This window comes from Erysipelatoclostridium sp. MSK.23.31 (genome assembly GCF_019125875.1).
Classification (GTDB): Bacteria; Bacillota_I; Bacilli_A; order Erysipelotrichales; family Coprobacillaceae; genus Thomasclavelia; species Thomasclavelia ramosa.
Window position 1 is genome coordinate 1 of sequence record NZ_JAHOCB010000091.1, and the last position, 2,742, is coordinate 2,742.

The window sequence follows — 2,742 nt, forward strand, 5'->3', positions numbered from 1 at the left end:
AAATATAAGAAAACTGGAGCAGGATATATTTCCCCTCCAGTTTTAGTATAGAGCCATTATGAATATCTCCTTATCTTTTCATTATTTATAATATCATGTTGATTGCAAATTGTAAATGTTTATATTTCATTTGAAACTAATATATACTGCTTTTGAAATAAAAATATTGACTTATTGTTCGTATATGTTAATATATAGGTGTAAATGAAGTGTATTTATGTTATGAACGAAACTTAATAATTTATTTTAGTAACTTTGGAGGAAAAATATGAAAAACATTGAACATTTTGGTGATTTAACACCTAGAATGAATGATTTTAGAGAAAAGGTTTTAGATAAAAAACCGTATATTTGTGCAGAGAGAGCATTATTAGCTACAGAATCTTATAGATTATATCAAAATCAGCCACCGGTTATGAAACGGGCACTAATGTTAAAAAATATTTTAGAGAAAATGTCAATTTATATTGAAGATGAAACTTTAATAGTTGGGAATCAGGCTGCTTCAAATAAAGATGCTCCAATTTTTCCCGAATATACGTTAGAATTTGTTATTGATGAATTGGACAAATTTGAAAAAAGAGATGGTGATGTTTTTTATATTACTGAAGAAACAAAAGCAGCTTTACGTTCAATTGCACCATTTTGGGAGAATAATAATTTAAGAGCTAAGGGGGAAGCTTTACTACCTGAAGAAGTAAATGTTTTTATGGAAACTGGTTTCTTTGGAATGGAAGGAAAATTAAATTCTGGAGATGCACATCTTGCGGTTGATTATGAACAGTTACTAAAAATAGGATTAGTTGGTTATGAAAAAAGAGTGCGACAATTAAAAGCAGAGTTGGATCTATGTGTTCCGGAAAATATTGATAAATATGTTTTTTATAAAGCTGTATTGATTGTAATTGAAGCAGTTAAAACTTATGCTGATAGGTTTAGTCTTCTTGCTCAAGAAATGGCTGAAAATGCTCAAAGTCATAGAAAGGATGAGTTATTAGAAATTAGTAATATTTGTTCTAAAGTGCCTTATGAACCAGCTTCATCTTTTAAAGAAGCGATTCAATCAGTTTGGTTTATTCAATTGATTTTGCAAATTGAATCTAATGGACATTCATTATCATATGGACGTTTCGATCAATATATGTATCCATATTTGAAAGCGGATCTAGAAAAAGGCGTAATCACGGATGAGGAAGCTGTTGAGTTGCTAACAAATTTATGGATCAAAACATTAACTATTAATAAGGTCAGAAGCCAGGCTCACACATTTAGCAGTGCTGGTAGTCCAATGTACCAAAATGTAACTATTGGTGGACAAACTCCTGATAAAAAAGATGCAGTGAACAAACTTTCGTTTTTAGTTTTGAAATCTGTTGCTCAAACAAGATTGCCACAGCCTAATTTGACTGTTAGATATTATAATGGTTTAAATAAAGAATTTTTAGATGAATGTATCGAAGTTATGAAGTTAGGAACAGGAATGCCGGCATTTAATAATGATGAAATTATTATTCCTTCGTTTATTGATCTGGGAGTAAAAGAGGAAGATGCTTATAATTATTCAGCAATTGGTTGTGTTGAAACAGCTGTTCCTGGGAAATGGGGATATCGTTGTACAGGAATGTCATATCAAAATTTCCCAAGAATTTTATTAGCAGTGATGAATGATGGAGTAGATGTAACTTCTGGTAAACGATTTGTAAAGGGTTACGGCTATTTTAGAGATATGAAGTCTTTTGAAGAGTTGCAAGATGCCTGGGATAAGTCAATTAGAGAAATTACCCGATTATCTGTAATTGTAGAAAATGCAGTCGATCTTGCTTCAGAGCGTGATGTTCCAGATATTTTATGTTCAACCTTGACTCAAGATTGTATTGGTAGAGGGAAGACAATTAAAGAAGGCGGAGCAGTCTATGATTTCATTTCTGGATTACAAATTGGAATTGCTAATATGGCAGATAGTTTGGCAGCAATAAAAAAACTAGTTTTTGAGGAAAAAAAGATTACACCGCAACAATTATGGGATGCTTTACAAGATGATTTTATGAGTGAAGAAAATCAAAAAATTCAAAGTATGTTAATTAATGAAGCTCCTAAATATGGGAATGATGATGATTATGTTGATCAATTGGTTGTAGAGGCATATGATTCATATATTAATGAAATCAAAAAATATCCAAGTACTCGATATCAAAGAGGACCTGTTGGAGGGATTCGCTATGCAGGTACTTCCTCAATTTCTGCTAATGTTGGACAAGGATATGGGACAATGGCAACCCCAGATGGTCGTAAAGCCCATACTCCACTTGCTGAAGGTTGTTCTCCAGCTCATGCAATGGATAAAAATGGACCTACAGCGGTATTCAAAACAGTTTCAAAATTACCAACACATGAAATTACCGGTGGTGTTTTATTAAATCAAAAAGTAACACCACAAATGTTAGCGACAGAAGAAAATAAAGAGAAATTAGAAATGATAATTAAAACTTTCTTTAATCGATTACATGGCTATCATGTGCAATATAACGTAGTTTCTAGAGAAACATTGATTGATGCTCAAAAGAATCCAGAAAAGCATCGTGATTTGATTGTTAGGGTTGCAGGGTATTCGGCATTCTTTAATGTCTTATCAAGAGCAACTCAAGATGATATAATTGAAAGAACAGAACAAACATTATAAAAGGGGAATAAAAATGGAATTTATTATTGATACTGTGAATTTAGAGGAAATTAAAGATGCTA

Annotated in this window: 1 protein-coding gene; it reads left to right on the plus strand. The window is 31.9% G+C overall.

What is annotated here, in order from left to right:
• Nucleotides 1-268 precede the first annotated feature (268 nt).
• Complete coding sequence (locus KSU54_RS18325) at nt 269-2,680, plus strand: glycyl radical protein (RefSeq protein WP_003535958.1); 2,412 nt, start codon at nt 269-271, stop codon at nt 2,678-2,680.
• Nucleotides 2,681-2,742 lie beyond the last annotated feature (62 nt).

Coding starts and splice junctions, on each gene's coding strand:
- KSU54_RS18325 (WP_003535958.1), top strand. CDS start 269: ATGAAAAACATTGAACATTTTGGTGATTTAACACCTAGAATGAATGAT.